The organism is Pseudomonas fluorescens (genome assembly GCF_018614655.1).
GTDB classification, from domain to species: Bacteria; Pseudomonadota; Gammaproteobacteria; order Pseudomonadales; family Pseudomonadaceae; genus Aquipseudomonas; species Aquipseudomonas fluorescens_BX.
Map to the genome: position 1 here is coordinate 132,350 of NZ_JAGGOG010000036.1, position 26,817 is coordinate 159,166.

At 59.7% G+C, this 26,817-nt stretch carries 24 protein-coding genes; 13 read left to right on the forward strand and 11 right to left on the reverse strand.

Features of this window, described 5'->3' with window-relative positions; genetic code table 11:
• The first annotated feature begins 135 nt into the window (after nt 1–135).
• The 3 genes from J7E41_RS27385 to J7E41_RS27395 all read left to right on the forward strand — a co-directional run bounded on the left by J7E41_RS27385 (nt 136) and on the right by J7E41_RS27395 (nt 2,780).
• On the forward strand, nt 136–1,581 hold the full coding sequence (locus J7E41_RS27385; protein ID WP_214997358.1) for a purine-cytosine permease family protein: 1,446 nt from the start codon (nt 136–138) through the stop codon (nt 1,579–1,581).
• Nucleotides 1,578–2,393, forward strand: a complete 816-nt coding sequence (locus J7E41_RS27390; RefSeq protein WP_214997359.1) for a nitrilase-related carbon-nitrogen hydrolase — start codon at nt 1,578–1,580, stop codon at nt 2,391–2,393. The genes J7E41_RS27385 and J7E41_RS27390 overlap by 4 nt, the downstream gene beginning before the upstream one ends.
• A 186-nt stretch (nt 2,394–2,579) precedes the next feature.
• Nucleotides 2,580–2,780 (forward strand): hypothetical protein, encoded by a 201-nt coding sequence (locus J7E41_RS27395; protein ID WP_214997360.1) that lies wholly within the window; start codon nt 2,580–2,582, stop codon nt 2,778–2,780.
• A gap of 74 nt (nt 2,781–2,854) precedes the next feature.
• Here J7E41_RS27395 and gbcB read toward each other — a convergent pair whose 3' ends face one another.
• On the reverse strand, nt 2,855–3,955 hold the full coding sequence (gene gbcB / locus J7E41_RS27400; protein ID WP_214997361.1) for a glycine-betaine demethylase subunit GbcB: 1,101 nt from the start codon (nt 3,953–3,955) through the stop codon (nt 2,855–2,857).
• Between the two features lie 284 nt (nt 3,956–4,239).
• Between gbcB and gbcA the strand changes: the two genes are divergently transcribed.
• A complete protein-coding gene (gene gbcA / locus J7E41_RS27405) occupies nt 4,240–5,535 on the forward strand; it encodes a glycine-betaine demethylase subunit GbcA (RefSeq protein WP_214997362.1) in 1,296 nt (431 codons plus the stop codon).
• A 756-nt stretch (nt 5,536–6,291) separates the two neighbouring features.
• Here the strand turns inward: gbcA and J7E41_RS27410 are convergent.
• From J7E41_RS27410 to J7E41_RS27440, 7 genes are all read right to left on the reverse strand, one after another.
• Nucleotides 6,292–6,858 (reverse strand): GNAT family N-acetyltransferase, encoded by a 567-nt coding sequence (locus J7E41_RS27410; protein WP_214997363.1) that lies wholly within the window; start codon nt 6,856–6,858, stop codon nt 6,292–6,294.
• 98 nt (nt 6,859–6,956) lie between these two features.
• Nucleotides 6,957–7,727 carry an electron transfer flavoprotein subunit beta gene (gene etfB, locus J7E41_RS27415; protein ID WP_214997364.1) on the reverse strand — a complete coding sequence of 257 codons (771 nt, stop codon included), beginning with the start codon at nt 7,725–7,727 and terminating at the stop codon, nt 6,957–6,959.
• A gap of 15 nt (nt 7,728–7,742) precedes the next feature.
• Nucleotides 7,743–8,963: an electron transfer flavoprotein subunit alpha gene (gene etfA, locus J7E41_RS27420; protein ID WP_214997365.1), complete on the reverse strand. Its 1,221-nt coding sequence runs from the start codon at nt 8,961–8,963 to the stop codon at nt 7,743–7,745.
• The gene (gene dgcB / locus J7E41_RS27425) at nt 8,963–10,918 is read right to left on the reverse strand and encodes a dimethylglycine demethylation protein DgcB (protein WP_214997366.1); all 1,956 of its coding nucleotides are present in this window, start codon (nt 10,916–10,918) and stop codon (nt 8,963–8,965) included. Before dgcB ends, etfA begins: the two co-directional genes overlap by 1 nt.
• A gap of 158 nt (nt 10,919–11,076) precedes the next feature.
• Entirely contained in the window at nt 11,077–13,137 is a 2,061-nt protein-coding gene (gene dgcA, locus J7E41_RS27430; RefSeq protein ID WP_214997367.1) for a dimethylglycine demethylation protein DgcA, read from the reverse strand.
• 15 nt (nt 13,138–13,152) lie between these two features.
• Nucleotides 13,153–13,683: a DUF5943 domain-containing protein gene (locus tag J7E41_RS27435; RefSeq protein ID WP_214997368.1), complete on the reverse strand. Its 531-nt coding sequence runs from the start codon at nt 13,681–13,683 to the stop codon at nt 13,153–13,155.
• Nucleotides 13,684–13,847: 164 nt separating this feature from the next.
• On the reverse strand, nt 13,848–14,825 hold the full coding sequence (locus tag J7E41_RS27440) for a dipeptidase (RefSeq protein WP_014340593.1): 978 nt from the start codon (nt 14,823–14,825) through the stop codon (nt 13,848–13,850).
• A 220-nt stretch (nt 14,826–15,045) separates the two neighbouring features.
• Between J7E41_RS27440 and J7E41_RS27445 the strand changes: the two genes are divergently transcribed.
• From J7E41_RS27445 to J7E41_RS27455, 3 genes are all read left to right on the forward strand, one after another.
• Nucleotides 15,046–15,447 carry a lysozyme inhibitor LprI family protein gene (locus J7E41_RS27445; protein WP_214997369.1) on the forward strand — a complete coding sequence of 134 codons (402 nt, stop codon included), beginning with the start codon at nt 15,046–15,048 and terminating at the stop codon, nt 15,445–15,447.
• 106 nt (nt 15,448–15,553) lie between these two features.
• Nucleotides 15,554–16,711, forward strand: a complete 1,158-nt coding sequence (locus J7E41_RS27450; RefSeq protein ID WP_214997370.1) for an MFS transporter — start codon at nt 15,554–15,556, stop codon at nt 16,709–16,711.
• A 39-nt stretch (nt 16,712–16,750) separates the two neighbouring features.
• Complete coding sequence (locus J7E41_RS27455; RefSeq protein WP_214997371.1) at nt 16,751–17,167, forward strand: DUF3010 family protein; 417 nt, start codon at nt 16,751–16,753, stop codon at nt 17,165–17,167.
• A gap of 152 nt (nt 17,168–17,319) precedes the next feature.
• Here the strand turns inward: J7E41_RS27455 and J7E41_RS27460 are convergent, their stop codons facing one another.
• Nucleotides 17,320–18,498 carry an AAA family ATPase gene (locus tag J7E41_RS27460; RefSeq protein ID WP_214997372.1) on the reverse strand — a complete coding sequence of 393 codons (1,179 nt, stop codon included), beginning with the start codon at nt 18,496–18,498 and terminating at the stop codon, nt 17,320–17,322.
• Between the two features lie 68 nt (nt 18,499–18,566).
• A complete protein-coding gene (locus J7E41_RS27465; protein ID WP_214997373.1) occupies nt 18,567–19,511 on the reverse strand; it encodes a GlxA family transcriptional regulator in 945 nt (314 codons plus the stop codon).
• A 193-nt stretch (nt 19,512–19,704) separates the two neighbouring features.
• On the opposite strand from J7E41_RS27465, the gene J7E41_RS27470 reads away from it, so the two are divergent.
• From J7E41_RS27470 to J7E41_RS27495, 6 genes are all read left to right on the forward strand, one after another.
• Nucleotides 19,705–20,649 carry a choline ABC transporter substrate-binding protein gene (locus J7E41_RS27470; RefSeq protein ID WP_214997374.1) on the forward strand — a complete coding sequence of 315 codons (945 nt, stop codon included), beginning with the start codon at nt 19,705–19,707 and terminating at the stop codon, nt 20,647–20,649.
• A 78-nt stretch (nt 20,650–20,727) separates the two neighbouring features.
• Nucleotides 20,728–21,615, forward strand: a complete 888-nt coding sequence (locus tag J7E41_RS27475; RefSeq protein ID WP_214997375.1) for a 3-keto-5-aminohexanoate cleavage protein — start codon at nt 20,728–20,730, stop codon at nt 21,613–21,615.
• A 105-nt stretch (nt 21,616–21,720) separates the two neighbouring features.
• The gene (locus tag J7E41_RS27480; protein WP_214997376.1) at nt 21,721–22,686 is read left to right on the forward strand and encodes an L-carnitine dehydrogenase; all 966 of its coding nucleotides are present in this window, start codon (nt 21,721–21,723) and stop codon (nt 22,684–22,686) included.
• 159 nt (nt 22,687–22,845) lie between these two features.
• On the forward strand, nt 22,846–23,322 hold the full coding sequence (locus tag J7E41_RS27485) for a thioesterase family protein (protein ID WP_214997377.1): 477 nt from the start codon (nt 22,846–22,848) through the stop codon (nt 23,320–23,322).
• Nucleotides 23,323–23,331: 9 nt separating this feature from the next.
• A complete protein-coding gene (locus J7E41_RS27490; RefSeq protein ID WP_214997378.1) occupies nt 23,332–24,492 on the forward strand; it encodes a gamma-butyrobetaine dioxygenase in 1,161 nt (386 codons plus the stop codon).
• Nucleotides 24,493–24,799: 307 nt separating this feature from the next.
• Nucleotides 24,800–25,063, forward strand: coding sequence for a hypothetical protein (locus J7E41_RS27495; protein ID WP_214997379.1), 264 nt, complete (start codon nt 24,800–24,802; stop codon nt 25,061–25,063).
• A gap of 110 nt (nt 25,064–25,173) precedes the next feature.
• On the opposite strand, the gene J7E41_RS27500 is transcribed toward J7E41_RS27495, so the two are convergent.
• Entirely contained in the window at nt 25,174–26,277 is a 1,104-nt protein-coding gene (locus J7E41_RS27500; protein ID WP_214997380.1) for a GlxA family transcriptional regulator, read from the reverse strand.
• Nucleotides 26,278–26,817: the final 540 nt, after the last annotated feature.

Genomic DNA, 26,817 nt, shown 5'->3' on the forward strand with positions numbered 1-26,817 from the left:
TGGTTCCATCGCCGCTGACTACAATTCATTACTTAAGGAAAGTCTGAAGTAATTATTTACAGATCACGATTCAATTGGCGCTCCACTTACCCGATGCTCCGGCACTCAATCACTATAAAAACAGACCGTGAACCTATGAACGCTCTTTCCGACAAGACGGCACCCCCTGTCGCCACCGGCCTGAAAATCGAAACGCGCTCCATTGACTATGTTCCGCGCAATGAACGCCACGGCAAGGTCTGGCATCAAGGCCCCTTCTGGTTCACGGGCAACTTCGTACTGACCACCATGGTCACCGGGTTCACTGGCGCCGCGTTGGGCCTGGGCCTGGCGTATGCGATCCTGGCGATTGTCATCGGTGTGGGCCTGGGCACGTTCGCCATGGCATTTCACGCCAACCAGGGCCCGCGCATGGGTTTGCCGCAGATGATCCAGTCGCGCGCCCAGTTCGGTTTGCGCGGGGCGATTGTGCCGTTCATCGCGGTGATCTTCGTGTACATCGGCTTCAATGTGTTCAACGTGATTCTGGCCACCGATGCCATCAACACGGTCCTTCCGGGGAGCCGGGCACCTTGGTATGCCTTGATGATCATCCTCGCGGTGGTGATTGCCGTGATCGGCCACGACCTGCTGCACACCGTGCAACGCTGGCTGACCTACGTGATGATCAGCGTGTTCGCGGTGCTGACCGTCGCGGCCCTGATGAGCCTCAAGGCCGATGCCGCAGTGGCCAATGCCCATTTCTCCTGGTCGGCGTTTCTGATTCAGCTCTCTGCCGCAGCCGGCTATCAAATCAGCTACGCCGTTTACGTATCCGACTACTCCCGCTACCTGCCCCATAAAACCCCATCGCGCAGTGTGATTTTCTGGACTTATCTGGGCGCCGCCGGCTCGGCTTTGTGGCTGATGTCCCTGGGCGCGTTCCTCGCCTCCGCCCTGCCCTCACCCGATGCCATCGGCAGCGTGCGCGCGGTGGGCAACCAGGTGATTCCCGGCTTCGGTACCTTTACCGTGCTGATAGAGGTACCGGCGCTGGTCGGCATCATGGCGGTCAATTGCTACGGCGCGATGCTGACCGGCATCAGTGCCATCGACGGCTTCGTGAAGATCCAACCGCGCCTCAAGAGCCGAGTCATCGGTATCGGCCTGGTCGCGGTGATCATCTTCCTGATCACCTTGAGCATTCCCGACAGCTACCTGGCCAGCTTCAACACCTTCGTCTTGATGATGCTGTACTTCCTGGTGCCGTGGACGGCCGTCAACCTTGCAGACTTCTATGGGGTGCGCAAAGGCCAATACGCCATCAGCGACATCTTCAACGCGGGCGGGATCTACGGCCAATGGGGCAAGGCAGGCCTGGTCGCCTATTGCCTGGGCGTGGTGTCGATGATCCCGTTCATGTCGTTGAGTTTCTATGAAGGCCCCATCGCCATGGCGCTGGGTGGGGCGGACATCGCGTTCGTCATCGGCCTTGCAGTTTCCGCGATCATCTATTGCGTGATGAGTCGCAACCTGGACCGAGATGCCGAGCGCCGCGCCATCGTCGCCAGCGAGGCCCTGCTGGAAGGGAAACACCCATGAGTAGCGTGCGCGTCGTGTGTCATCAACTGGCACCGCGCATTGCCGACGCCGAACACAACCGTGCCCTTAGCGCCAAAGCCATCCGGGATGCGGCGGCGCTGGGCGGGCAAGTAGTGGTTTTGCCGGAGCTGATGCAAAGCGGTTATGTGTTCAATGATCGCCAGGAAGCCTTTGAGGTGTCCGAGACGCTCGATGGGCCGACGCTTACCCTGTGGAAAACCCTGGCAAGCGAGCTGAATATCATCGTCGTGGCCGGCTTTTGCGAACAACTGACGGAAGGCAAGGTGGCCAATAGCGCAGCGCTGATCGAACCCGAAGGCCGGGTAACGGTGTACCGCAAGGCGCATTTGTGGAACGGCGAGAAACTAATCTTTACGCCCGGAGATGCTCCGCCACCCGTGGTGGCAACCAGCGTCGGACAGATCGCCGTGATGATCTGCTACGACCTGGAGCTGCCCGAGTGGGTACGCTTGGCCGCTCTGGCCGGTGCCGACCTGCTATGCGCTCCCGTAAACTGGCCGGACGCCCCACGCCCGGCCGGCGAACGACCGGGAGAAATCGTACGGGTTCAGGCCAACGCGGCGATCAATCGGATGTTCATCGCCGCTTGCGACCGTCATGGCGAAGAACGAGGGGTTAACTGGGTCGGCGGCTCAGTCATCGTCGACGCCGATGGTTATCCGCTGGCCGGCGCTGTCTCCCACCAAACGGAACAACGGCTGGTGGCCGACCTGCCGCTGGCGCTGGCCAGGGATAAGCACATCAGCGAACACAACCACGTCCTCCAGGACCGTCGACCGGGGTTGTACTGAGCCCGGCAACAGATACTGGCCCAATGCCGAGACTGTTTTTTGATATTTCCGACAGCCCCCAACCCCGCGTTCATTGACTAGCCTCTTGGAACCCGAAAGGAAAAGGCCGATGCATAGGCCACCTTTCGGGACTACCTGCCTGCCGAACATTCGGCCGGAAACGGAAATCCAGCAGAGAGCTGAATCATGGAATATCAAAGCAACGGCAACACCTTGCGAAGCGACGGCACTATCAGCACCACGGTCATTGACTGGGATGAGTTCAGGAAACTCGCCAAAGTCGGCGACACCATCCAGGAGCCATCAAGGACGTTGAAGATCTACGACAAAGTCTATGAATTGACAGCATCAGGCCAGCACTTCGTGGTCCATATCTATGCCCAGTAACCATTAACGCCTAAGGCCCGCGTCGAAGATTCATGGCCTTCGACGCGGAACTGAGGCGATGCAGGTTTAAAGGGTTAAAACTCGATACGCACATCACCCTTCGGCACGCTGCAGCACGACAGGATGTAGCCTTCAGCTTCATCTTCCTCGGTGATACCGCCGTTGTGCTCCATCTCGACTTCCCCACCCAGTTTCATCACCTTGCAGGTCCCGCAAATCCCCATGCCACACGCCTTGGGGATCAACAGGCCAAGCTTGGCCGCCGCCGCATGCACGGTTTCGCCTGGTGCCACGCGGATGCTTTTGCCCGACGAGATGAATTCCACCTGATGCAAATCCGCCTGGTCGATTTCCGGTGCATCCGCCGCTTGCTCGGCTTGCTCCACGGCATCGGCACGGGCTTCCGGCGGCGTCGCGCCGAAGGATTCCTCGTGGTAGCGGCTCATGTCGAAGCCGTTGACTTCCAGCAGGCGCTTGACCGCGTTCATGTACGGGGTCGGCCCGCAACAGAAGACTTCGCGCTCCAGGAAGTCGGGCACCATCAGTTCGAGCATTTTCTGGTTGAGGTAACCGCGATAACCGGCCCACGGCTCACCAAGACCGTGCTTCTCACAGATCAGGTGCAGGCTGAAGTTATCGATCCGCGACGCCATGTGTTCCAGTTCGCGGTGGTAGATGATGTCTTTCGGTGAGCGGGCGCTGTGGACGAAGACCATGTCGACATTGGCGTTGGTGTCGTAAAACCAGCGCGCCATGGACATCACCGGGGTGATACCGACACCGCCGCTCAGGTACAGCACTTTCGGATTGGTGTAGTCGATGGCGTTGAACAGCCCGACCGGCCCGTGCACCGCCAGTTCCTGGCCTTCGTGCAGGGTATCGTGCAGCCAATTGGAGACCTTGCCGCCCGGTACGCGTTTGATGGTGACGGAGAAGCTGTAAGGCACCGATGGCGAGCTGGAAATGGTGTAGGAGCGCATGATCGGCTGGCCGTCGATTTCCAGCTCCAGGGTGACGAACTGCCCCGGCTTGAAAAAGAACAAAATCGGCTGGTCGGCCATGAAGCAAAAGGTGCGCACGTCCCAGGTTTCCTGGATGACTTTGACGCAACGGACGATGTGTCGACCATTGGCCCAGGTCTGGGTGGTTACCGGGTTCAGGAAGCTGTTGGACATGCTGTTCTCCGCAGCCGTAAGTCGGCCTTCATGGTGGCGATTCTGCGTAACGCGTGAATCACCCATTTACCTATCTGCGACATTCACATACTTATCGCGACCAGCCCCCATACCATGGGGGTTACGCGTCGGGAACAGAGTGGGCCATGTCGCTCATGGATAAGGTTCTGGGCAGCGCCGGCCCCACACTCGCTCCACATGAAGACGCTTTCTTTACGCCTTGCAACGCACCAACCGTAGCCACTATTCGCCGGCCACACAGAATGGCCATGAGGACACACACGATGGACGTCACCGCAACCTTAAGCTTGGGCGATCCGCTGGAACCCGCACGCAAGGCCACCGCGCAAATGCTGCAAGAGCGCGAGCGTACCTATTCGCTGCCGCAGCCGTTTTACTCTGATGAGCGGCTGTTTGATATCGACATGCAGGAGATCTTCCAGAAAGAGTGGTTGATCGCCGGCATGACCTGCGAAATCCCTACCAAGGGCAACTACATCACCCTGCAAGTGGGCAAGAACCCGATCATCGTGATTCGTGGTGCCGACGGTGTGGTTCACGCGTTCCACAACGTCTGCCGCCATCGCGGTTCGCGCTTGTGCACCAGCGACAAGGGCAAGGTGGCCAAGCTGGTCTGCCACTACCACCAATGGACCTACGAGTTGGACGGGCGCCTGCTGTTCGCCGGCACCGAGATGGGCGCCGACTTCGACATGAAGCAGTACGGCCTCAAGCCGGTGAACGTGAAGACCGCGGGTGGCTATATCTTTATCAGCCTGTCGCAGAATCCGCCGGCCATTGACGACTTCCTGTCGACCCTGAGCCACTACATGGAACCCTACGACATGGAGAACACCAAGGTGGCGATTCAGACCACCTTGTTCGAAAAGGCCAACTGGAAGCTGGTGCTGGAAAACAACCGCGAGTGCTACCACTGCAACGCGTCGCACCCGGAGCTGTTGAAAACCCTGCTGGAATGGGACGACGTCACCGACCCACGGGCCGACCAGGCCTTCAAGGACCACGTCGCCGCCTCGGCAGCGGCCTGGGACGCGGAGAAAATCCCCTACGCCCATGCCAGCTTCGGCCTGCGTAACCGCATCGTGCGCATGCCGCTGCTCAAGGGCACCGTGTCCATGACGCTGGACGGCAAGCAAGGCTGCAAGAAACTGATGGGCCGCATCCAGAACCCCGACCTGGGCTCGATGCGCATCCTGCATCTGCCACACTCGTGGAACCACTGCATGGGCGATCACATCATCGTCTTCACCGTGTGGCCGATCAGCGCCCAAGAAACCATGGTCACCACCAAATGGATCGTCCACAAGGACGCTGTGGAAGGCGTGGACTATGACATCGATCGCATGCGCCAAGTATGGGATGCCACCAACGACCAGGACCGTCGCCTGGCGGAAGAGAACCAGCGCGGGATCAACTCCACGGCCTATCAGCCGGGGCCTTATTCCAAGACCTATGAGTTTGGCGTGGTGAACTTTGTGGATTGGTACAGCGAGCGGATGCTGAGCAACCTGGGAGCGGCGCCAGCGCCGTACCTCAAAGGCGTTGCCGCACACGAATAACTGACACACCAAGGATCAAAAATGTGTGCGGGCTTGCTCGCGAATGCGGAGTGTCAGTCAAACATGCATCAACTGGCACACCGTATTCGCGAGCAAACCCCCACAATGTTTTGTAGCTGTACAAAAATCATCCATCACCCAGACAGACCTTTACCGCCCTGCCCTCCAGCCATTGCCCAACAACTTATCCACAAAGCCACCCACAGCAATTGTGGGCAACTGCCCTTCCTTCTCGAAATAAAATCAAGAAAATCCGTGACTTATTCAAAGCACGGGGTTTTACCCGTCATTGATCAATTTTTAACCTGAAGCCTGTAAGCCACGGTTTGTATAGCCTACAGAGGAACGCAAACACCTTATCCACAGAAGCACCAACAGACTTTGGGGGCAACTTCAGTCTTTCTGTGGAAAACCGCCTGACACCTAGGAAAATCGAGGCCTTGAGAGGTATTTCAAGCTGAAACACCGACATTGGTCATATTTTGATCAGGCGAGTGAAAGCCTTTGTTTATATGGCCTGTAGCGGGTAGCAAACATCTTATCCACAGAAGCGCCAACAGACTTTGGGGGCAACTCTGAGACGGGCATTTTCCTTATCCACAAAAAAACCCAAGGAAAAACCGTCAGTTAGGTTGGTTGTTTTTCGTACAGAGGACTGCAAGGCTTGATTTACATAGCGTGTGGGAAGCCGCGAACAGGTTATCCACAGGTGGACCAACAGGGATTGTGGGTAACCGCCGCTTTCGCCGTCCGGGGTTAGGGATATTGCATCAAGTAGGCTTCGCCGGTAACACGCAGCATCGGGTGCGGGGTTATCTGGCAACTGCCGACAATACGGAAACCATGGCGCTCATAAAATCGTCGGGCGCCTGTGTTGGCGGCGTAGTCGATCAGGCTCAAGCCAATCAGTCCAAGCTCTTCGGTCCGCTCGTGCGCACGGGCGAGAAACTTCGAACCCAACCCTTGGTTACGCCAAGCTTCGTGCAGCGCCAGACTGGAGATATAGAGGGTGTCGGGAATTTCCAGGTCTGCATAAGGTGCCAGCACCGGGTCGGTGACCGGCGCGGCGTCCGGATCATGGCGCATCGCATAGCTGTGCATCATGCCTACCACTTGGCCCTCGGCCTCGGCGATCAGGCAGTTTTCATAGGAAAAGTCCACGCCGCTACGCGCATACCGACGGGTACCGACATCCAGAAGCTCTTCACCTGGCTGCGCAAGCTGGCTCCAGATGTAGGCGGCAGCACCCTCGGAGGAGATAAGGAACAACTTCGAAATTTCCCGGGAGTCACTCGACCGTGCTGGGCGAAACGTGACGGACATTGTGCTGAATCCTTTGGTTGGAAGTATTCCATTTAGCCTCGCGTGTGCACACTGACAAGTAATCCGGCCTCGTCATATATGACTGCTTGTTTCGAGGCTTAACGGACAACGCCTTCCTCAATCAACAACTTGAGAATGGCTTCAGCGCCCGCTTCCGGGCTAACACCCTTAAGCACCTGCCCGCCACCACCGCTGGCCTTGGCCGTGGCCGCTTTCATCCGGTCGGCACCGCTCTTGGCCTTGATCACCTTGAGGCGCTTGGGTCGAGACTTGGCAGGTTGCAGAACCGCGCCTGTGAATAACTCATCTTCCAGCACCTGCACGTCATGGGCCGTCAGTTCCCCACGTTGCGCCGGGCCATAAGCGCTTTGCCGAGGCTTGGGCGCGGCATTATCCACAGTGGCGAGAAACGGCAGACGTACTTTCAGGCGCCTCCGCTGGCCACGGGGCAAGGCTTGCAGCACATGGGCCACGCCGCTCTCGATGGACTCCACCTGGGCCAGGCCGACAATCAGCGGCCAGCCCAGTTGTTCAGCCAACAGGAACGGCAACATGCCCGAACCTTCGCCGGTTTCCGCCTGGGTGCCGGTAAGTACCACCTGGGCGCCAGCATCCCGAAGATAGTCACCCAACACCGGCAAGGCATCAGCGCCAGCAGGTTGTTCCAGCACGTGCAGTTGTTCCAGCCCCATGCCCAGATAGGCACGCAGGGTCGGCTCAGCAATATTACCGGCATGCAGCACTTGCAGATTATCCCCAGCCAGTTGCAAACCCAGCTCCACGGCGCGGGCATCCTGTTCGGCGCGGCGTGGCCTACCGGAGGTCGGGTGGGCGCCGATGGACACCAGGCTGATTACATTCGTCGTCATGGCCATATCCTTTGCTTAAGCCGCATCGCGCTTGGCGCCATTGCGGTAAGCCTCGACCGCGGCGATCAAGGCTCGAAGTATTTCGGCGCTTTCGCCGATCACCGACAGGTCGGCGCGCTTGATCATGTCGCAACCTGGATCAAGGTTGATCGCCACCACCTTGTCGCAAGCACCAATGCCTTGCAGGTGCTGGATCGCCCCGGAGATCCCGACGGCCACGTACACCCGGGCGGTGACCCAAGTGCCGCTGGCGCCGACCTGCCGATCACGGGCCATGAAACCATCATCCACCGCCACCCGCGAGGCGCCTTCGGTGGCGCCCAGTGCAACGGCGGTCTGGTGGAACAGCGCCCAGTCCTTGACCCCGTTGCCGCCAGAGAAAATAAACTCGGCTTCGGCCATGGGAATCGCGGCCGGGTCCACCGCTACTGCGCCGAGGTCCTCGATGCGCGGCAGGCTGCGCGCCAGGCTTGTGGATAACTCCACAGGCAAGGCTTCATGACGGGTATCACTGACCGGCTCGGCACACTCTACCGCCGCCAGAATCATCCGCGACAATGGCCGAACAAGGTCCTCCTGACCAGCGCCTGCGCGGCCAATACACTCCTGCCCCTTGATCTGCCAGACCCGTGTGGCCGGGCGCTCCTTGAGGCTTGCGGCAAAACGCCGGCCCAGTTCTCCACCGCCGCTGCGGCTGTCGGGCAGCAGCCAATGCCGGGGGTTGAACTGGTTATCCACAGCCCGCAGACCCTGGACCCGCTGCTCCGGTGAATAACCGTCGAATTCGCGTCCTTCAAGCACCAGCAATCGATCCACACCGGCTGTGGCGAAAGCATTTTCCTTGTGTTCGCCAAACACCACCGCCAACACCGCACCGTCGGCACCTGCCAACTGCCGAGCAAGGCCCAGCAAGTCGCGGTCGTGGCTGCTCAGGCGGCCGCCGACCATGTCCGGCACCACGTTGATGTAGAACGCAGGCGTCGCAATCTGATGCAGCGGCAATTGCACTTCCACCACCGCCGACCGCTTGGCTGCGCCGCCCTGCTGGGCACCACTGCGGTCGATACGTTTGATACCGTTGGGGCCGATAAAACCGACACCATGAACATTCTTGCGGATGACGCCATTGGGGCCCATCCAGCTGTGTTGTACCGGCTGCATGGCTGCGTGCAGCGGGTGCAGGCGGTTACGGGCGATCCATTCGGCCCGTGGGTCACGGCGGATAATGTCGCTCATCAATGCACCTCCGCTGATTCATGCTGGATAGGGCGCTTGATCGGAGTCTTCGCCGGTGCCGCGTCTTCCAGCAAGGCGTCGGCCACCAGTTCGGCAATGTCTTTAATCAGTGGACGCGGTTCGACCACGCCTTCGAGCATCGCCGTGCACTGTGGGCAACCCACAGCCACCAGTTCGGCACCGGTTTCGCGGATGTCTTCCATGCGCATGTCGGGAATCCGCTGCTTGCCGGGAATATCGGTGATTGGCGCACCGCCGCCGCCACCGCAGCAGCGCGAGCGGAAGCCGGAACGTTGCATTTCCTTGACCTCGATTCCCAGCGCCCGCAGCACTTGGCGCGGGGCCTCGTATTCACCGTTGTAGCGGCCCAGGTAGCACGGGTCGTGATAGGTCACGCTGTTGCCTTTGTGCTGGCCCAGGTTCAACGCACCTTCATCGATCAGCTCCGCCATGTAAGTGCTGTGATGCTGCACGAGGTAGTGGCCGTCGAAGGCGCCGTATTCATTTTTCAGCACGTGGAAGCTGTGGGGGTCACAAGTGACGATGCGCTTGAAGCTGTACTTGGCCAGGGTCTGGATATTGCGCGAAGCCAACAGTTGGAAGGTCGCTTCGTCGCCCAGGCGTCGAGCGACGTCGCCGCTGTCACGCTCTTCAAGACCGAGCACGGCAAAGTCGACCTGGGCCGCCTTCAGCACTTTGACGAAGGCGCGCAAGGTGCGCTGGTTGCGCATGTCGAAGGCACCGTCGCCGACCCAGAACAGCACGTCTGTGGTTTTCTTGTCGCTGAGCAATGGCAGGTTCAAGTCCGCCGCCCAATTCATCCGTCCGCCCGGCGCGAAGCCGCCCGGGTTATCGGTAGCAATCAGGTTCTCCAGGACCTCCGCGCCCTTGTTCGGCGTTGCACCTTTTTCCAAAGTGAGATGGCGGCGCATGTCGACGATGGCGTCCACGTGCTCGATCATCATCGGGCACTCTTCCACGCAGGCACGGCAGGTGGTGCAGGACCATAGGGTTTGCGCATCCACCAGGCCGTTGACGATCGGCTGATGCGGGTTGCCGCCGTGTTCGCCAATGGCTTTGCCCGGATACGGGCTGCCGGCGAACTTGGCATCGGTGCCGCCGGCCAGGCCGACGACCATGTCCTGGATGAGTTTTTTCGGGTTCAGCGGTTGGCCGGCGGCGAACGCTGGGCATGCCGCTTCGCACTTACCGCACTGCACGCAGGCGTCGAAACCCAGCAGTTGGTTCCAGGTGAAATCCTTGGGTTTTTCCACACCCAATGGCGCGGTCTTGTCGGTCAGGTCCAGCGGCTTAAGACCGGTTGAACGGCCACCACCAAAGCGCTCGGCGCGGCGGTGCCAAGCCAGGTGCAACGCACCGGCAAAGGCGTGTTTCATCGGCCCGCCCCAGGTCATGCCGAAGAACATTTCCGACACACCCCACAGCACGCCCACACTCAGCAGCGCTGCCAGCAACCAGCCGCCGAAGTCCGCCGGCAGAATCCCGGCCACCGGCAAGGTCACCAGGAAGAAACTGACGGAGAACGCCATCAGGCTTTTCGGCAGGCGCATCCACGGGCCTTTCGACAGGCGCGACGGTGGGTTGCGGCGACGCAGGTAAACAAAGGTAGCGCCGACAAACATCAGCACCGAGGCCAGCAGCAAGGCGTAGCCCAGGAGTCGGTTATGCAGGCCGAAACCATGCACCAGAATCGCCAGCAGCGCCGACAGCACAAAGCCCAGGGCGGTAGCGACGTGGGTATTGGCGATGTATTTATCGCGGGCGACCACATGGTGCAGGTCGACCATGTAGCGCTTGGGCATGGCCAGTAGGCCGCCGATCAAGTCGACTTTGGAAGCCCGGCCACGGCGCCACATGTTCACCCGGCGCAAAGCGCCAAGGACCGCAAGGCCCAGGGCTGCGAAGAGCAGGATGGGAAGAAGGGTGTTCAACATGGTGAAGCTCCCAAAGACCACACAGGTCTACTGTGAAACTGGCCCGAAATGTGGGAGCGGGCTTGCTCGCGAAGGCGGAGTTTCAGTCGGTGCATCCAGTGCCTGATACACCGCTTTCGCGAGCAAGCCCGCTCCCACATTTGACCGAGTTCACCTCGTCAGAAATCCTTGCACAAGCGCAGGGCGTCATAGATCGCAGCGTGGGTATTACGCTGGGCCACACAGTCACCAATGCGGAACAGCAAGTACCCCTCACCCGTCTCGCTCAAGCACGGCTGCGGCTTGATCGCGAACAAGGCTTCGACGTCTATCTGGCCTTTGTTGCGCGAACCTTCCTTGAGCCCGTAGTAGATTTCTTCATCCGGACGCACGCCGTTCTCGACCACCACCTGGTCCACCACCCGCTCTTCCTTGGCGCCGGTGTATTCGTTCTCCAGCACCGCCACCAGCTTGTCACCCTCGCGGTAGACCTTTTCCAGCATCATGTCGCCGGTCATGATCACTTCTTTGGGGTACATGCTGCGGTAGTACGTCGGGAACGATGTGCCGCCAATGGCTACGCCCGGCTTGATGTCGTCGGTAACGATTTCCACCTGGCAGCCCTTGTCCGCAAGGAAGTCCGCCACCGACATGCCGGTGAATTCGCAGATGGTGTCGTAAACCAGTACGTTCTTGCCCGGCGCAACCTTGCCGTCGAGCACGTCCCAACTGCTGACCACCAGACCTTCAGCGGCGCCCCAGTGTTCGTTCTGCTCCAGGAACGGATGGCCACCCACCGCCAGCACGACCACATCCGGACGCAGGTCCAGAATGGTCGCAGCATCCGCTGCCACGCCCAGGCGCAGGTCGACATTCAGCCGTGCCAGCTCCAGCTGGAACCAGCGGGTGATCCCGGCAATCTGGTCCCGTTGCGGGGCTTTGGAGGCGGTAGTGATTTGCCCGCCAATAAATTCTTTCTTCTCGAACAGGGTCACGTCGTGACCACGCTCAGCAGCGACGCGTGCCGCTTCCATCCCGGCAGGACCGGCACCCACCACGACCACCTTGCGTTTGGGCCCGGTGGATTTCTCGATGATGTGCGGCACGCCCATGTATTCACGGGAAGTCGCGGCGTTCTGGATGCACAGCACATCCAGCCCTTGGTACTGACGGTCGATGCAGTAGTTGGCGCCGACACATTGTTTGATCTGGTCGATCTGGCCCATCTTGATCTTGGCGATCAGGTGCGGGTCGGCGATGTGGGCACGGGTCATGCCGACCATGTCTACATAGCCGCCTTCCAGAATACGTGTGGCCTGGTTCGGGTCCTTGATGTTCTGCGCGTGCAGCACCGGGACCTTGACCACTTCCTTGATCCCGGCCGCCAAATGCAGAAATGGCTCCGGTGGATAACTCATGTTCGGGATAACGTTGGCCAGGGTATTGTGAGTGTCGCAACCCGAGCCGACCACGCCGATAAAGTCGAGCATGCCAGTATCGTCGTAGTACTTGGCGATCTGTTTCATGTCCTCGTGGGACAGGCCATCCGGGTGAAATTCATCACCACACAAACGGATGCCGACGCAGAAATCCGGGCCCACCTCGGCGCGCACGGCCTTCAATACTTCCAGGCCGAATTTCATACGGCCTTCGAAGGTGCCGCCCCATTCGTCGGTGCGCTTGTTGACCCGCGGGCTCCAGAACTGATCGATCATGTGCTGGTGCACGGCGGACAGCTCTACGCCGTCCAGGCCACCGGCCTTGGCGCGTTTGGCGGCACTGGCATAGTTGCCGATCACGCGCCAGATTTCTTCCGGCTCGATGGTCTTGCAGGTCGCGCGGTGTACCGGCTCACGCACGCCGGACGGCGACATCAGGGTCGGCCAGTTGAAACCATCCCAACGCGAACGGCGGCCCATGTGGGTAATCTGGATCATGATCTTGGCGCCATGCTTGTGCATGGCGTCAGCCAGGTTCTGGAAGTGCGGGATGATGCGGTCGGTGGACAGGTTCACCGAGCTCCACCACTCCTGTGGGCTGTCGATAGCCACCACGGAAGAACCGCCGCAAATCGCCAGGCCGATCCCGCCCTTGGCCTTCTCTTCGTAATACTTCACATAACGGTCGGTGGTCATGCCGCCGTCGGTGGCATACACCTCGGCGTGGGCGGTACTGAGCACGCGGTTACGGATGGTCAGTTTGCCGATCTGGATCGGCGCGAACATTGCTTCGAAAGCCATGGCAGGGTCCTCGTCTTACAACGGCTTGACAGTGAACAGGCCGTCGTCGTGGCCCTCTTCGGAGCCGCCGTAGACTTGCTCGGCCACGGTGCGGATCTTGCTGCCACGCGCTTGCAGAATCTGGTCCATGGCACCGGCAAACCAGCCGGTGAACATGTAGTCGACCTTGCGCCCGACCTTGCCGTACACGTAGACAAACGCCGAGTGTTCCAACTTGACGCTGGCGGTGCCTTTATCGAGATCGATATCCTGGATCTTGAACAGGCCCCAGCCGCGTTGCGACAGGCGCTTCATGTAGTGTTCGAACACCGCGACGCCTTCCAGGCCGTGGCATTCAGCTTCTTTTTCACACCAGTGCCAGGCGGACTTGTAGCCGGCTTTGTAGAGGATTTCGGCATAGGCGCCAGCGCCAAGGACTTCTTCGATGCCCATGTGGTTGTTGACGAAAAAGTGGCGTGGCACGTAGAGCATCGGCAGGGCGTCGGAGGTCCAGACACCGGTTTCGCTGTCGACTTCGATAGGCAGTTGAGGGGCGATCTTGGCCATGGAAACTTAACTCCAAAAAATTCGTTATGTTGTTCGTTCCGTAGCAGCTGTCGAGCTCCAGCGAGGCTGCGTCGGGCGCGCCACTGATCCAGAACTGGTTCGCGCCTTACGCAGCCTCGCTGGAGCTCGACAGCTGCTACGGGGATCGTTGTTTAGAGGTTGGCTTATTCGCCCCAGACGTCTTTCAAGACGTTGACCCAGTTCTCGCCCATGATCTTGCGCACCACACGCTCAGGATGGCCGCGCTTGAGCAGGGTCTCGGTGAGGTTGGGGAACTCGCCCACGGTGCGGATGCCCAGCGGGTTGATGATCTTGCCGAAGCTGGTCAGGCGGCGGGCATAGCCCTTGTCATGAGTCAGCATTTCAAAGAAATCCTGGCCATGCCCCTGGGTGAAGTCGGTGCCAATGCCAATGGCGTCTTCGCCGACGATGTTCATGGTGTATTCGATGGCTTCGGCGTAGTCGTCGATGGTCGAATCGATGCCCTTGGCCAGGAACGGCGCAAACATGGTCACGCCGACAAAGCCGCCGTGGTCGGCAATGAACTTGAGCTCTTCATCGGATTTATTGCGTGGGTGCTCTTTAAGACCCGACGGCAGGCAGTGGGAGTAGCACACCGGTTTTTTCGATTCGAGGATGACTTCTTCGGAGGTCTTGGAACCGACGTGAGACAGGTCGCACATGATGCCGACGCGGTTCATCTCGGCGACGATCTCGCGACCAAAGCCCGACAGGCCGCCGTCGCGCTCGTAGCAGCCGGTACCGACCAGGTTCTGGGTGTTGTAGCACATCTGCACCACGCCAACGCCCAACTGCTTGAAGATCTCGACATAGCCGAGCTGGTCTTCAAAGGCATGGGCGTTCTGGAAGCCGAAGATGATCCCGGTCTTGCCCTGCTCCTTGGCACGACGGATGTCGGCGGTGGTTTTCACCGGGATCACCAGGTCGCTGTTCTCGCGGATCAGTTTCTGGCTGGCGGCAATGTTGTTAATGGTGGCCTGGAAACCTTCCCACACCGACACGGTGCAGTTGGCAGCGGTCAGGCCACCTTTGCGCATGTCTTCGAACAGGTCGCGGTTCCACTTGGCAATGATCAGCCCATCGATAACGATGCTGTCGGCGTGTAATTCGGCTGGGCTCATCAGGCGTCCCCTTATTGGCGATTCATGCGCCGAATCGTCTGCCGGCGCTTTGGGGCCAGCATATGCCCAGGGGCTGACGGAGCCGGGTGCAAAAACGACAGGGGAATTGCCGAAAGCGTCAATCCGCGACAAAGGCCAACATGACATCTCTGACTAGTGTCTGTTCTTTGTCCTACGCTTGAGCCAGAATTTGGTCCATCACCTGATATGAGACGGCGCAATGAAATCGATTTTCCTGGCTTTGGCACTCATCGCAACCGGCGTACACGCGGCAGAAGACACCGACAGCACACCGTGCGACGGCATCGAAAACGACAAGCAAACCCTGGAATGCGCCAGCTACAACAAAACCACCGCCGAGCAATTGCTCAAGGATAACTACCAGGGCCTGCTGGAACGCATGGGGTCAACCTACGCCAGCAACAAGGCGCAGTTGGCAGACATTACCGCTCGTCTGAAGGATGCCCAGCAAAAATGGGAAAAACTGCGTGACGCCGATTGCGCCGTGGATACCTTCCCGGCCGTGGCAGGGAGCAAGGCATATGCGATTACGCAGAATGATTGCCTGGCACGCATGAGTGATGAACGGTCGGAGTTTCTGGAGTCGATCGGGCAGGAGTGATACGCGGGCGTTGATGCGTGACTCACCGACATCACCTGTTTGTTGACTTGCCAGTCAACCCATTCTTTCGCCATGATCGCCGTCCATTTCTCCTGTGCGGCGCCTCATGAACCCACGCATCTACCTGCTCGCCCTCGCCGCCTTCGTGGCCGGCATCGATGAAAACCTGGTAGGCGGGATTTTGCCGTTATTGTCCCGGGAACTGGGCGTCACCCTGAGCGCAGCCGGACAACTGACAGCGGTGTTTTCCCTGACGTTTGCGGTGTGCGCTGCACCGCTGCTGTCGCTGACGTCGCGGATTGAACGACGCACGCTGCTGATCGCAGCCCTGCTGACCTTTGCGCTGGGCAACCTGGGTTCCGGGCTGGCAGTGAATTACTGGATGCTGCTGGTTTGCCGGGTCATCAGTGCCGGTAGTTGTGCATTGGTGGTGGTACTGGCCTCGACCTTGTCGGCGTCGCTGGTGGAAACGCATTTACGCGGGCGAGCGATTGGCATTGTGTTCATGGGCATCAGCGGTTCACTGGTGCTGGGGATTCCTGTCGGTATCACCTTGGGTGACTCACTGAGCTGGCGAGCGCCGTTTCTGCTGTTGGCACTGTTGGCCGTGGTAATTGCAGGGCTGCTGCGCCTGAGCTTGCCGACCTTCGCCAGCCGCCCACCTACATCGTTGCGCGATTACTGCCGCCAGTTGGTGATTCCCAAGCTGCTATTGGCGCAACTGGTCTCCGTGTTGCTGCTGACCGGACATTTCGTGCTGTTCGCCTACCTGGCGCCCTACGTGCAGCAGACCATGGGCATCCACGGTGTCTCGCTGAGCTATCTCTATGTATTTTTCGGCATTGCCGCAATCAGCGGTGGCTACTGCGGCGGCTGGCTGTCGGATCGACTGGGATTCAAGCGGGCGCTGGTGCTGATTCCCACGCTGTTCACCCTGGTCATGGTGCTGCTGCCGTGGGCGACCGGTTCATGGGTGAGCTTCCTGGTGCTGTATGCACTGTGGATGGCCTTGAGCTGGACCATCTCGCCGGTAGTACAGAACTACTTGCTGCACACCGCGCCCGAGTCCGGTGAAGCCAATGTGGGGATTAATACCTCGGCGATGCACCTGGGGGTGGCCTTGGGTGCTGCGCTGGGCGGCGTGGTGATCGCCAAGGGTAGCCTGGAAATAACGCCGTTGGTCGGCGCGCTGGTGACGGCACTGGCACTGACCGCTGCATGCTTGAGCCTGATGTCTGGCACGCGCCGAGCGCTTCGAGCCTGATACCATTCGCGGCTTCTCCACCTCTTCCAAGGCGACCCCATGAGCATCTGCGGCATCGAAATCAAAGGCAGCGAGGCGATCATCGCCGTCGTCTCCCTGGACAACCAGGCGCTGAGCCACGTCGCCCTGGCCACCAAGAAAATCGCCCTCGAAGACGACGATGAAGCAGCCAACGTCAAAGCGTTCGCCCACCAGGTGGCCGCGTTTGTGCGCGATAACGGCATTACCCGCATCGCCATCAAGAAACGCAGCAAGAAAGGCGAATTCGCCGGTGGCCCCACCACGTTCAAGATTGAAGGCGTGTTTCAGTTGCTGGAAGGTTGCGAGGTGACGTTGCTGTCGCCGCAGACCATCAATGCGCAGAACAAGAAACACGATTTCGCCCTGCCGACGACGCTGAACAAGTATCAGCATGAGGCTTTTAAAGCGGCGTGCTCGGCACTGATGAAGAAGTAAGCCACACAAATATCCATTGTGGGTGGGCTTGTGTGGGAGTGGGCTTGCTCGCGAATACGGTGGGTCAGTTGATACATTCGGCGACTGACACACCGCATTCGCGAGCAAGCCCGCTCCCACACTGGATCTCCCACACTGGATCTATGTTGTATTTAGCGGCGTGCAAATCCTTTGTGCTTGAGCCAATCACCAAAGGACTTGTCTTCCAGGGCATACGCTCCCCGGCTCGACTTCCACACCAGCTCCTTGTCCCGCAACGCATCAATGCAGGCCTGAATCGTCTGGGTGCCCGGCACCACGTCGCTGCCCATCGCCTCCAACGCCTTGCCCACCGCTGTGAGCGTGCTGTCGGTAAATGGCGCAAACGGCTCGTTGTTCTGGGAGCGCTCGACCATCACCTCCAGTACCGCTCGTTGCGGCACGGTCAGGGCATTCCAAGCACTTTCAAACTCAGTCCACACGCCCGCGCGCAGGAATTCGGCACGGTTGTGCAGCAATTGGCTGAGGTTGCTCGCATCGCCGAGGTCCAGTGCGACTTCGCTGATGATGGTGCGCAACATCTCCGGGCGACGGCCGACCAGTTCGAAGGCTTCATCAATATCGGCAGCGCTGAACTGATTGGTCTCGGCCAACTGGGCATTGAGGTGCGCGGTGTAGGCCTGGGTGAACTCTTTGCCAAGCAAGGGAAACGGGGTAATGCTTGAGCCGAAAAACGGTTGGCTTTTACCGAGCACCAAATGGGCAAGTTTGTCGCGGTTGGAGCCGGTGAACACCAGGCGCAAGCCGCTGCCCTCGCCTTCACGGCCTTGGTTGAGTTGATCCCGCGCCGCCTTGAGGGCGAACATCGCGTTGATACCGGCCTCGGTGGTCAGAGCGTGTTGTGCCTCGTCAATCACCAGCACTACGGTTTTCTGCGCCGCGCTATGGAGCAACTCTAACGCTTGAGTCAGCGTGGCCCCGGGCGGCAGTTGAGGCGTGGTGAAGTCCCAGGACAAGGTGCGCAGGAAGCTGAGTTTTTCGACGCCGATGGATTTGGCCAGCTTGCGAATGCCATTTTCATAGGGCACCAGGGCGGCAGCGATGGCTCCGGCGATCAGGTCTGCCGGGTCTTGTTCCTTGTTGGCCCAAAGGTCGACATACACCGCCAGCCAGCCCCGAGCCTGGCACTCCGGGATCAAGTCTTCACGTAAAAAGGTACTTTTGCCCGTGCGACGCGGCGCCGCCAGGAACAGGCCGGAGGTGAAATCCTGGATCCCGGTACCCACCAGGCCATCGGCAATGCTGACGGCCAGCGCGGGCCGGCGAAACACGAAACCACTGTTCTTCGACATGGCTTTATACCCAATTATGAAAACAACTATAAATTATAGTCACGAGTATAATTAACTATAATCGGTTGTCAAACCACCTCCCGTCGCCGGTCTTCCCTCGGACACTTGGCAAACCGCGCACGGTAACTGCGGGTGAAATACGACGGTGACTCAAACCCGCAGGCAATGCTCACTTCCAGCACGCTCATGTCGGTCTGGCGCAGCAATTGCCGAGCCTTTTCCAGGCGCAGGCCAAGGTAGAAGTTGCTTGGCGTATCGTTCAGGTGCAGACGAAACAAGCGCTCTAACTGCCGCCGCGTGACCTTGATCGACTCCGCCAATGCCAGCGTGCTCAACGGCGGTTCGGTGTGCTGCTCCATCTCGCCGATCACGTGCACCAGCTTCTTGTTGTTGATGCCGTAGCGCGTGGCGATTTGCATACGCTGGTGGTCTTTGCGGGGGCGAATGCGGCCAAGCACAAACTGTTCGGAGACCTGGATCGCCAATTCCGGCCCGTGGGCCTGGCTGATCAGGTCGAGCATCAAGTCGATAGAGGCCGTGCCTCCGGCGCAGGTGATGCGCCGACGGTCGATTTCAAACAGTTCCTGGGTCACCGTCAGTTGTGGATAAGACTCCTTGAAGGCGTCGATGGCTTCCCAATGCAGGGTCAGGCGGTGGTCGTCCAGCAAGCCACCCTCGGCGAGGACAAAGCTGCCGGTGTCGATAGCGCCGAGGGTCACACCTTCGTTGTCGAGACGGCGCAGCCAGTGCTCAAGTGCAGGCGTGACGAACTTCAGCGGCTCGAAACCGGCCACCACCAACAGGGTCGCGCCCTTTTTCAGCGGCTCCAACGCAGCGTCGGCGTTGACCGACATGCCATTGCTCGCCAATACCGCGCCGCCATCGGCGCTCAACACATGCCAGCGGTACAACTCGCCACGAAAGCGATTGGCCACGCGCAACGGTTCGATGGCGGAAATAAAACCGATGGCAGAGAAACCCGGCATCAGCAGAAAGTAGAAATCCTGGGACATGGAGCGCACTCGTGGGACGGGCAGCGTGGTCACTGTGATACGCCAGTTCAATCGGTCATTCAAGAGCACAGGTCGCTGCAGTGCAAGAGCTGGTCGCCGCCGTGCGTTTTGTCGGGCATCAAGCTGAGTAACTTGGCTGCACGGCGCACAAAGACGCCGGAACCCACAATAACGACCTGCCGAGGGATCCACCATGAACCGACTGATCAGCCGCTGCGTGCTTGCACTCAGCGCCAGCGCCATTTTGAGCACCAACGTAATGGCCGCCGACGCCGCGTCCTGCCAGAACGTGCGCATGGGCGTGGTGAACTGGACCGACGTGATCGCCACCAGCGCCATGACCCAAGTGCTGCTCGACGGCCTCGGCTACAAGACCAAACAAACCAGCGCGTCCCAGCAAATTATCTTCGCCGGGATCCGCGACCAGCGCCTGGACCTGTTCCTCGGCTACTGGAACCCGCTGATGACTCAGACCATCACGCCTTTTGTCGACGCCAAGCAGGTCAAGGTCCTCGACGCGCCCAGCCTCAAGGACGCCCGCGCCACCCTCGCGGTCCCGACTTACCTCGCGGACAAGGGCCTGAAAACCTTCGCCGATATCGCCAAGTTCGAAAAAGAGCTGGGCGGCAAGATCTACGGTATCGAACCCGGCTCAGGCGCCAACACCCAGATCAAGGCAATGATCACCAAAAACCAGTTTGGCCTGGGCAAATTCCAACTGGTGGAATCCAGCGAGGCCGGCATGCTCGCCGCCGTGGACCGCGCCGTGCGGCGTAAGGAAGCCGTGGTGTTCTTCGGTTGGGCACCGCACCCGATGAACGTCAACGTGGCGATGACCTACCTCACCGGTAGCGACGACGCCCTGGGCCCGAATGAAGGCATGGCCACGGTCTGGACCGTCACTTCGCCAACCTACGCCGAGCAATGCCCGAATGTGCAAAAGCTGCTGACCAACCTGACCTTCACCGCCGCCGACGAGAGCCGGATGATGCAACCGCTGCTGGATCACAAGGACGCTTTCGAGTCCGCCCGGCAATGGCTCAAGGATCACCCGCAAGACCAGCAGCGCTGGCTGGAAGGTGTGACCACCTTCGACGGCAAGCCGGCAGCGGCCAACCTGCAATTGACCAGCCAATAACCTTATTCGAATCACCGTTTCGCAGCTGATGTTGGCTGCGAACGGCATCACTACGCCCGCCTTTAAGGAACCTGCCCCATGAACCACGACGTCATCATCACCTGCGCACTCACCGGTGCTGGCGACACGACCGCCAGAAGCCCACATGTGCCGGTCACCCCAAAACAAATCGCAGCCGCTGCGGTGGAAGCCGCCAAGGCTGGCGCCACGGTCGTGCATTGCCACGTACGTGACCCCGAAACAGGAAAGTTCAGCCGCGACGTGGCGCTGTACCGCGAAGTAATGGAACGCATCCGCGAGGCGGACATCGACATCATCGTCAACCTCACCGCTGGCATGGGTGGCGACCTGGAAATCGGTGGTGGCGAGAACCCGATGGAGTTCGGTCCCAACACCGACCTGGTGGGCCCACTGACCCGCCTGGCGCATGTTGAAGCATTGTTGCCGGAAATCTGCACCCTGGACTGCGGCACCCTGAACTTCGGCGATGGCGACACCATTTACGTCTCCACTCCAGCCCAACTACGCGCTGGCGCCAAGCGCATTCAAGAGCTGGGCGTGAAAGCCGAACTGGAAATTTTCGACACCGGTCACCTGTGGTTCGCCAAGCAGATGATCAAGGAAGGCTTGCTCGACAACCCACTGTTCCAGCTGTGTCTGGGCATCCCCTGGGGCGCGCCGGCCGACACCACCACCATGAAAGCCATGGTCGACAACCTGCCGGCGGACGCCGTGTGGGCCGGCTTCGGCATTGGTCGCATGCAAATGCCGATGGCGGCACAAGCAGTGCTGCTGGGCGGCAACGTGCGGGTCGGCCTGGAAGACAACTTGTGGCTGGACAAAGGTGTGCTGGCAACCAATGGGCAACTGGTGGAACGCGCCGGCGAGATTCTCAGCCGCCTCGGTGCACGGGTCATGACCCCCGCTGAAGGCCGCATCAAGATGGGTTTGACCAAGCGCGGCTGACCACACTTCTCCTGTCGGAACCGGATCAAAGGTGGGAGCGGGCTTGCTCGCTCCCACACTGATCCGGCTCCTATACATAATCACCGAACCTGTCAGGAATCAGCCATGAGTTTTATCACTGAAATCAAAACATTCGCCGCGCTGGGCAGCGGTGTTATCGGCAGCGGCTGGGTTTCCCGCGCACTCGCCCACGGCCTCGATGTAGTGGCCTGGGACCCAGCGCCGGGCGCTGAAGCCGCCTTGCGCAAACGTGTCGCCAACGCGTGGGGCGCACTGGAAAAGCAAGGCCTGGCGCCGGGCGCCTCCCAGGGTCGCCTGCGCTTTGTCGCCACCATTGAAGAGTGCGTGAAAGACGCCGACTTCATCCAGGAAAGCGCCCCGGAACGCCTGGAACTGAAACTGGAACTGCACAGCAAGATCAGCGCGGCGGCCAAGCCCAATGCGTTGATCGGCTCGAGCACTTCGGGGCTGTTGCCCAGTGAGTTTTATGAAGGTTCCACTCACCCGGAACGTTGCGTGGTGGGTCACCCGTTCAACCCGGTGTACCTGCTGCCGCTGGTAGAAGTGGTGGGCGGGAAGAACACCGCACCGCAAGCGATTCAGGCAGCCATCAAGGTCTATGAATCCCTCGGCATGCGCCCACTGCATGTGCGCAAAGAGGTGCCTGGTTTTATCGCTGACCGTCTGCTGGAGGCGCTGTGGCGTGAGGCACTGCATCTGGTCAACGATGGTGTGGCGACCACCGGCGAGATCGATGATGCGATCCGTTTTGGTGCCGGTTTGCGTTGGTCATTCATGGGCACATTCCTGACGTACACACTGGCCGGTGGCGATGCGGGGATGCGGCATTTCATGGCGCAGTTTGGGCCGGCGTTGCAACTGCCGTGGACTTACCTGCCGGCGCCGGAATTGACTGACAAGTTGATTGACGATGTGGTGGAGGGCACCCGTGAGCAGTTGGGAACGCACAGCATTTCGGCGCTGGAGCGCTATCGTGATGATTGCCTGCTGGCGGTGCTGGAAGCGGTGAGGGCGACCAAGGAAAAACACGGTATGACCTTCGCCGAATAACCCTGTGTAGCCGCTGCCGAGGCACGAGACTGCGATGGGCTTGCGTAGCGGCCCCAAAGGCGGTCCTGCGGACACGCATCGCAGCCTCGTGCCTCGGCAGCGGCTACAACCTATCGCGAAAAGCCCCACAGCTACTGCGTACACTTTGGAAGCCAAGCCATGCCCGCACTCACCACCTACACCACCAAAATCCTCCCCGACTGGGTCGACTACAACGGCCACCTGCGCGACGCGTTCTATCTGCTGATCTTCAGTTACGCCACCGACGCGTTGATGGACACCCTGGGCCTTACCAGCGAAAACCGCGAAGCCAGCGGCAATTCGCTCTTCACCCTGGAACTGCACCTCAACTACCTGCACGAAGTGAAGCTGGGCGCTGAAGTAGAGATCCACACCCAACTCATCGCCCACGACCGCAAGCGCCTGCACCTCTATCACAGCCTGCACCTGATGGGCGAAGCACAAGAGCTGGCGGGCAACGAACAGATGCTGCTGCACGTTGATCTCGCCGGGCCGCATTCGGCGCCATTCAGTGAAACAGTACTGAGCAAGCTGACCGCCATCAGCGCCGAGCAGATCGACCTGCCGAAACCGGCCCTCCTCGGCCGAGTGATTGGACTGCCACCCCAAAAATAAGGAATCGCCATGCAAACTGCCGCCGCTGTTGCCGACTTCCGTACTTACCCATTGATCAGCGACCTGGCCGACGTGCAGGTGCACAGCGATCACGTCCGCGTGCAATGGGCCGATGGCCGGGTCAGCCCGTTCCATCACCAATGGTTGCGGGATAACTGCCCCTGCCCTTCGTGTGTCTACAGCGTGACCCGTGAACAGGTGTTGGAAATCGTCGATGTCGACGAAGACCTCACGGCTACCAGTGCCCGTATCGACCAGGGGTTTCTGAGTGTGCAGTGGAGCGGCGGTCATCACAGCCAGTACGATCCCGGTTGGCTGCGGGCCCATGCCTATGACGATGAGTCCCGCGCCGAGCGCCGGTCTGCCAAACCGAAATCCAAGCTCTGGGACCGCTCATTCGAGCTGCCTGTTTTTGAATACGCAGCGTTGATGGAGGACCCCAACGCATTGCTGCAATGGCTGCTGGCATTACGCGACAGCGGCCTCACCCAGGTACGCGGCGTGCCCACCGAACCTGGTTCGCTGGCACTGATCGCCAAACGCATTTCGTTCATCCGCGAGAGCAACTTCGGCGTGCTGTTCAACGTGCAATCCAAGGCCGACGCCGACAGCAACGCCTACACCGCGTTCAACCTGCCACTGCACAGCGATTTGCCAACGCGAGAGCTGCAACCGGGGCTGCAATTTTTGCATTGCCTGGTGAATGATGCCGACGGTGGGGAGAGTATTTTTGTCGACGGCTTCGCCATCGCCCGAGCTCTGCGTGATGAGGATCCCGAAGCGTTTCGTGCGTTGTGTGAAATCCCCGTAGAGTTCCGCAATAAGGACCGTCACAGCGACTATCGCCGTCTGGCGCCGATCATCGCGCTGGATGCCTTGGGAGACGTCGCCGAGATTCGCATGGCCAACTTTCTACGCGGGCCGTTTGAGGCAAGCGTGGAACACATGCCGTTGTTGTACCGCGCCTATCGCCGGTTGATTGCGATGACCCGGGAAGACCGCTTTCGCCTGGTCAAGCGCTTGAATCCCGGTGAACTGTGGTGCTTCGATAACCGCCGCACCTTGCATGCGCGCAACGCGTTTGATCCGGCGTCCGGCGCGCGGCATTTCCAGGGCTGCTATATCGATCGGGATGAGTTGTTGTCCAGGATATTGGTATTGCAACGGTAGACCGCAGCGCGCCCTTCGCGAGCAAGTCGAAGAGGCCCTCCACAACACAGCAACCCCCAAAAAAAGCCCCGGTCCAGCCGTGACTGGATCGGGGCAGAGGTGCTTTGTGTGAGCCGCGTATCCCGAGGGTGACCAAACCTTCAAGCTGCTTGCTGAAGTTCAGTGTGCCCACTCCCGTCCTACGTGAGTTAGCCGAAAACGACCTGTTCATAGGTGTCCCGGACATTCGTGCATTCAGGTCTTGCCGACACGCTGATGGCCTACCAGAATCGACCTCATCACCGCTCCCCTAACAAGGATAAACGTCATGATGCACGCGGATTTGATTGACCAGGATGACCTGCTTGGCCAACTGCGGTCGTTGGGCTTCGAAGTGTCCAGCGGCGCCACCGCCGAGCAGGCGTGTGAGTGTGCGGTGCGCGGCTTGAGTGAATCGCGGGCCAAGGCACTTAAAGGCATGGTCGAGCAGATGTACACCAGCAGCGCGACGATTCTGCCGGCGGTCAGACAGGCCATTGATAAGCAGTTGCTGCCGGCACTTGTGCAGTTTCGGCAGAACTCTGGGGCCTGATAAACCGCTTTCGCGAGCAAGTCGAATCGTCGCACCGCCGCTCCCACATTTGAATGTATTCACAAATCAAAATGTGGGAGCGGGCTTGCTCGCGAAGTAGGCGACTCGGTCTAGAGCCTTACGCTAGCAAAAGTCGACTCATTGCGCGCCTGGCTCAACGCCGACAGCGGCCCGGACAACGGCGATAACACCAGCGCCTGCGGGATCGGCATCATCGCCACTTGCTGGGCGGTGTTGGAGCCTACCCGCTCATCCCGTGGCGGAATGCCGAAGTATTCGCGGTAGCACTTGGAGAAGTGCGGCGTAGAAACAAACCCGCACACCGACGCCACTTCGATGATCGACATCGGCGTTTGCTTGAGCAATTGCCGCGCGCGGATCAGGCGCAACTTGAGGTAGTAGCGCGACGGCGAACAGTGCAGGTATTTCTGGAACAGCCGTTCCAGCTGACGCCGGGAAACCGCGACGTACACCGCCAGTTCATCAAGGTCGATGGGCTCTTCCAGATTGGCTTCCATCAACGCGACGATTTCCTGCAACTTCGGCTGGTTGGTGCCGAGCATGTGCTTGAGCGGTACGCGCTGGTGGTCCTGCTCATTGCGGATGCGTTCGTAGACAAACATCTCGGAGATGGCAGCCGACAGTTCGCGGCCGTGGTCGCGGCTGATCAGGTGCAGCATCATGTCCAGCGGCGCAGTGCCGCCGGAACTGGTGAAGCGGTTGCGGTCGAGGGTGAACAGGCGTGTGCTCATGGCCACGCGCGGGAAGGCTTCCTGCATCGACGCCAGGCATTCCCAGTGCACGCTGCAATCAAAACCGTCGAGCAAACCGGCACAGGCCAAGGCCCAACTGCCGGTGCACACCGCGCCAAGACGCCGGGACTGGCGTGCCTGGCTTTGCAACCAGGACACATGCTCGCGGGTGACGGTGCGCTGAATACCCACGCCGCCGCAGACAATCACGGTGTCCAGGGCCGGGGCTTTGTGCATGGAGCAATCGGGGGTGATTTGCAGACCGTCGCTGGCCCATACCTGATTTCCGTCGACACTCAAGGTCGTCCAGCGATACAGCTCGCGACCGGACAACTGGTTGGCCATGCGCAGTGGTTCGACTGCGGAGGCCAGGGAAATCAGCGTGAAATTGTCCAGCAGCAAAAAGCCGATGGATTGAGGCGCACGGTTCTGGGGTTGACCCCCGGAGTTGAACGACGTCATCGCGGTATCTCCTCACACAAAGCGGGTGATGGCCTCAGGCGAGGCTCTTGTTATTGCGCTCATCTTCTAAAGAGAGAGGCTTTTGATTGATAGAGCAAATGCCATGCCTAAAGTTGAATGCGCATTCAATAACTCCTGAAAACGACCTCATGACGCGTCTATATAAGCCCGCGCCTGGAGTGAGGATATAACCCGAAAAAGGCACAAGGGAAAGCAGCCGTAAGGTGTGTGAGCAGTTCGGTAGCACTTGTGGGAAGACGGAGAAACAACGTGGGAAAAGTCTGTCACCCCAAGCACAGGTGACGGGTGGTAGAGAGACAAACCGTTCGCAAGCTACTTATCTATTTGCGACGCGCTAAAAGGTGGCGTGATGGGGTCTGGATGTTCACTTTATGAGCAGTTACTTGTGGCGAGGGGGCTCGTCCCCCGTTGGGCTGCGAAGCAGCCCCAGTAAAATCACTGCATTCTTTCAGTTAAAACTCAGTGCCTGTTTTTGGGGCTGCTTCGCAGCCCAACGGGGGGTGTAGAACCGTAGACATC